Annotated in this window: 5 protein-coding genes; all 5 read left to right on the top strand. The window is 67.8% G+C overall.

The genetic code is table 11. The features are described from left to right. Nucleotides 1-618: flagellar hook-length control protein FliK (locus tag CXY79_RS00140; protein ID WP_146068056.1), on the top strand; the 618-nt coding region annotated here is incomplete at its 5' end. Nucleotides 619-676: 58 nt separating this feature from the next. Next, the gene (locus CXY79_RS00135; RefSeq protein ID WP_369827908.1) at nt 677-1,132 is read left to right on the top strand and encodes a flagellar hook capping FlgD N-terminal domain-containing protein; all 456 of its coding nucleotides are present in this window, start codon (nt 677-679) and stop codon (nt 1,130-1,132) included. Between the two features lie 53 nt (nt 1,133-1,185). Then, nucleotides 1,186-2,358: a flagellar hook protein FlgE gene (locus CXY79_RS00130; RefSeq protein ID WP_104099148.1), complete on the top strand. Its 1,173-nt coding sequence runs from the start codon at nt 1,186-1,188 to the stop codon at nt 2,356-2,358. Between the two features lie 93 nt (nt 2,359-2,451). After that, entirely contained in the window at nt 2,452-2,802 is a 351-nt protein-coding gene (locus CXY79_RS00125) for an HPF/RaiA family ribosome-associated protein (RefSeq protein ID WP_104099147.1), read from the top strand. A gap of 75 nt (nt 2,803-2,877) precedes the next feature. Next, nucleotides 2,878-4,473, top strand: a complete 1,596-nt coding sequence (locus CXY79_RS00120; RefSeq protein WP_104099146.1) for an ABC-F family ATP-binding cassette domain-containing protein — start codon at nt 2,878-2,880, stop codon at nt 4,471-4,473. Nucleotides 4,474-4,618: the final 145 nt, after the last annotated feature.

Below are 4,618 nucleotides of genomic sequence, written 5' to 3'. Positions count from 1 at the left end.
GGTGACCGCGCGGCCACCGTGAACCTGAACCAGGCCGAAGCCTCGGCGCCCGCCGCCCTGCTCGTGCCGCTCGGCACGCCGGCCACGGCGGCCACCCCGGCCACCGCCCCCCTTGTGCCGTCCGGCGCCCCGGCCTCGGCCCCGGCAGCACCGCCCGCGCCACTGGCCGGCCAGGTGTCCCGACCTCTGTTCACCCTGGTGGGCGCCGCCAACGGCGACCACGTGCTGACCATCAGCGTGAGTCCCGACAATCTGGGCCCGGTCACCGTGCGGGCTCACGTGCGCGGGGAGCACATTCGGGTCGAGCTGTTCGCGCCCACGGACCTGGCCCGAGAGGCGCTTCGGGCCATCCTGCCCGACCTGCGCCGGGACCTGTCGGGCGGCGGGCTGAACGCGCAGCTCACCCTGTCGGCCGACGCCCGCGCCTCGGACCCCTCGGCCTCCCGACAGGGCGGACCCGACGCCCGCCAGGAGTGGCCGGCCGAAGACGACAGGGCGACCCGAGGCGACCGTGCGGCCGGCCCTGCCGCCGACCGTGCCGCTGACCGTGCCGCCGACCTCAGACTGTCTTCCCTGCGCGCCGCCGGCTCACACACCACCATCGACGTTCTCGCCTGACCTGCTGCCACCTCAGACCCTACCGACACAGACCCCACCATCCCAGAAAAGAGACCCTTTGACCATCGACGCAGTGGCAGCAGCCGCCCCGGCCGGGATGTACTCGACCGCCCCCGTGCGCGCCCCGAAACAGACCCTGGATTCCGAGGCGTTCATGTCGTTGCTGGTCACTCAGCTGCGCAACCAGGATCCCAGTTCGCCCATGGACACCAACCAGATGATCTCTCAGACCACGCAGCTGGCCATGATGGAGAAGCTCGCGGCGCTCTCAACGACCGCCGACGAGAACTTCTCCCTGCAGATGCGCGTCGCCGCAGCGGCCCTGGTCGGACAGGACGTCACCTTCACGCGGGCCGATGGCACCGTGGGCACCGGTACCGCCTCGAGCGTCTCCTACGCCGGGGCCGTTCCCCAGGTCACCGTCGACGGGACCCTCGTCGCCCTCGACCTGGTGACCGGCGTCACCTCGGGCGCGAGCGCCGCCGCCGGCACCACTCCCGGCCTCTCCGCCTGACCCACACCTCACATCCGTTCTCGTTCTCGTTTCCCACCGAAAGGCAGCACCCCATGCTTCGCTCCCTGTACTCCGGCATCTCCGGCCTTCGCTCGCACCAGACCATGCTCGACGTCACCGGCAACAACATCGCCAACGTCAACACCACCGCGTTCAAGGCGTCGGCCGTACAGTTCCAGGACACCCTTTCGCAGCTGAAGCAGGGTGCGGGTGGCCCCCAGGAGCAGGTGGGCGGCACGAACCCGGCCCAGGTCGGGCTCGGCGTGCAGGTGGCCGGGATCGCCACGAACTTCTCCCAGGGCTCCGCGCAGTCCACCGGGCGGGCCACCGACATGGCGATCTCCGGCGACGGGTTCTTCGTCACCCAACTGGCCGGCGAGACGCTCTATAGCCGTGCGGGTGCCTTCGACTTTGACGCCGAGGGTCGCCTGGTCTCCCCGGACGGTGCGATCGTGCAAGGCTGGAACGGCGCCAACGGGCAGATCAACGAGGGTGGCCCGGTGGGCAACATCACCCTGCCGCTGCAGGCCATGATCCCGGCGAAGGCAACCGGCGGCGTCACCATGGTCGGAAACCTGCCGGCGGATGCGGCGGCAGGCTCCGCCATCGTGCGCGACGTCAAGGTCTACGACGCGCTGGGTGCCGCCCGTACCCTGTCGGTCACCTTCGCGCGTACGACCACCGGCTGGACCGCGAGCGGCACCGACGCAGTGGGTACCGGCTCCACGGCCTTGACCCTCGACGCAGAAGGTGTGCTCACGGCAACCGGTCCGTTCATCGTGAACGACGTCAAGGTGAATCTGACCGCCCTGACCGGGCAGGCTGGCCTGAGCACGGCCACGATCAGCAGCCAGGACGGTTCCACGGCGGGTTCCCTCCAGTCCTTCACCCTCGGCAAGGACGGAACCCTGGTGGGCCTGTTCAGCAACGGCAGCCAGACAGCCATCGCCCGCATCGCCCTGGCCACCTTCACCAACCCGAGCGGCCTCGAGAAGTCCGGTTCCTCGGCCTACCGCGCCACCTTCAACTCGGGCCAGGCGGCTCTCGGCGCCCCCGGTGACGGCGGCCTCGGCTCGCTCAGCGGCGGCACCCTCGAAATGTCCAACGTCGACCTCTCGCAGGAGTTCACCAACCTGATCGTCGCCCAGCGCGGCTTCCAGGCGAATGCGCGCATCATCACCACCTCCGACGAGGTGCTTCAGGAGCTCACCAACCTGAAGCGGTAGCGCCTACGCCGATAACCGGCGTCGGCGGGTCGTCAGGCCGCACATTTTTGCGCGCCATACTGGAATGACCGACGTTTCAACTGAGGAGCAAAGATGCAAATCCTGGTCAACACCGACAACAACATCGCGGGCACGGACGCAGTCGTGGCGGAGGTGGAGTCCTCGGTCGAAACTGTTCTGGCCCGGTTCAGCTCCCGGTTGACGCGGGTCGAGGTCCACCTCAGCGACGAGAGCGCAGGCAGGGCGACGACCGAGGACATCCGTTGCCTGCTCGAGGTGCGTCCCGCCGGGGGCAACCCCCTCGCGGCAACCGACCATTCCTCCACGATGACCGGGGCCGTCAGCGGTGCGCTGCACAAGCTGGCCAGCGTGCTCGAGACCACGTTCGGTCGCATGGACGACCACAAGGGCGCATCCGCCATGGGTGACGACCACACGCCCTGAACCGCCTGCCTGACACGGTAAAGTTGGCCGTCCGCCTCGCCCGGGGGCTGAACCGAACCCGAGAGGACGGCCACAGTGAGCCTGATCAGGCTGAACGACGTCAGCATCCGTTTCGAGAACACCCAGATTCTGCGTGAGGCCTTCTTCCGACTGGAACCAGGCGACCGGGTTGGACTGATCGGCCGCAACGGGTCAGGTAAGTCGACGATTCTCAAGCTGGTCCTCGGCCAGGTGAGCGCGGATGCCGGCACCGTCACCCTCGAGGCCGGCACCCGGGTGGGCTACTTCTCCCAGTTCTCCGAACTGAACGGCGAATCCACGATCACCGAGGTGCTCGACGGCCTGTTCGCCCCGATCAAGGCCCTCGAGGCCGAGCTCGCGTCGATCGACGCCCGGATCGCGGCGGATTCTGCGCAGAGCGCCGAACTCGACCGGCTGATCCACCGCCAGGCCGAGCTGTTCGAAGACATGGACCGCCTCGATGGTTGGGACTACCCGCGGCGTATCGACGCCGCGCTGACCACCCTCGGGTTCGACGAGGCCCACCGCGTCTGCGCCATCGATTTGCTTTCCGGCGGTTGGCGCAACCGGGCGGCGCTGGCGAAGATCCTGCTCGAGCGGCCCGACGTGCTGCTCCTGGACGAACCAACCAACTACCTGGACGTCGCCGGCGTCGAGTGGCTCGAGGCCTGGTTCCGCTCATTCCGCGGTGCGGCCATCATCGTCTCGCACGATCGCCGGTTCCTTGACGGGGTCGTCACCCGCATCATTGAGGTCGAGAACTACCACCTGCACGAGTACCCCGGCAACTTCGGCGACTACGTGGTGCAGAAGCAGTTTCGCCTGAAAACCCTCGAGCTGCAGTTCCTGCACGAGTCGGAACTGCTCGCTTTCGAGGCGGAGGGGATCAGCGACCGCCGCGAGGCCGCAAAGGCTGCCAGCCGCACCCTCGACAGCCAACTCGCGCACATCAAGAAGACCCGCAGCCCGCGGCCCGTCGACACGATCATCACCGAGATCTACGGCGGGCTGCACGTGAAGGACTCGCTCTGCCGCATCGAGTCGCTCAGCAAGTCCTACGGCGAGAAGGCGCTGTTCACCGACCTCACCTTCGAGATCCGGCGCGGCAACCGCATCGTGGTCCTGGGCTCCAACGGCAGCGGCAAGACCACCCTGCTACGGGTTCTGGCGGGGGAGGAGAAGGCCGATTTCGGCGAGGTGGCCTGGGCCTCCGGCGCCGCCGTGGTCTCCTACAACCAGGTGCTCGACGGCCTTGACGACGATGACACCGTCAGCCACTCCGTGAACGCGATGCCGGGCAGTCTCGCCTTCACAGCGACCCGCAAGTCGGTCAACCGGTTCCTCGCGATGTTTCAATTCTCCGAGGCCGACCTCAAGCAGAAGATCGGCAACCTCTCCGGTGGGCAGCGGGCCCGCGTCGCCATGGCACAGTGCTTGCTGTCGGGGGCCGCTGTGCTCCTGCTCGACGAACCGACGAACCACCTCGACCTGGCCAGCACCCAGGTGATGGAGCGCGCCCTCATCCACTTTCCGGGGGCCGTGGTGGTGGTCAGCCACGACCGGTTCTTCACCGACAAGATCGCCACCCGACACCTGATCTTCGGCAGCGATGCGGCCGCGCCCGGCGAGATCCTGGTGCGCGCGGCGTAACCAATTCGACGGAGTTTTTCGCGACAGAGCGCGGTTTTCTCGTCTTTGAGTGCGTTTTGGGCAGAATCTCGGCTCTCCTGCTGCTTCTGTGGGTTAATCCCGGCCGGGGAGCACTGGTTTGTGGCCGCCGAGGCTGAGCATGGCG

It is taken from the genome of Cryobacterium sp. M96 (assembly GCF_002929845.1).
Taxonomy (GTDB): Bacteria; Actinomycetota; Actinomycetes; order Actinomycetales; family Microbacteriaceae; genus Cryobacterium; species Cryobacterium sandaracinum.
Note: the sequence above shows the minus strand (reverse complement) of the source record. Positions and strands in the feature narration are given on the sequence as shown.

Excerpts from the sequence above, each read along its gene's own strand:
- CXY79_RS00130 (WP_104099148.1), top strand. The coding sequence starts at position 1,186 with ATGCTTCGCTCCCTGTACTCCGGCATCTCCGGCCTTCGCTCGCACCAG.
- CXY79_RS00125 (WP_104099147.1), top strand. The coding sequence starts at position 2,452 with ATGCAAATCCTGGTCAACACCGACAACAACATCGCGGGCACGGACGCA.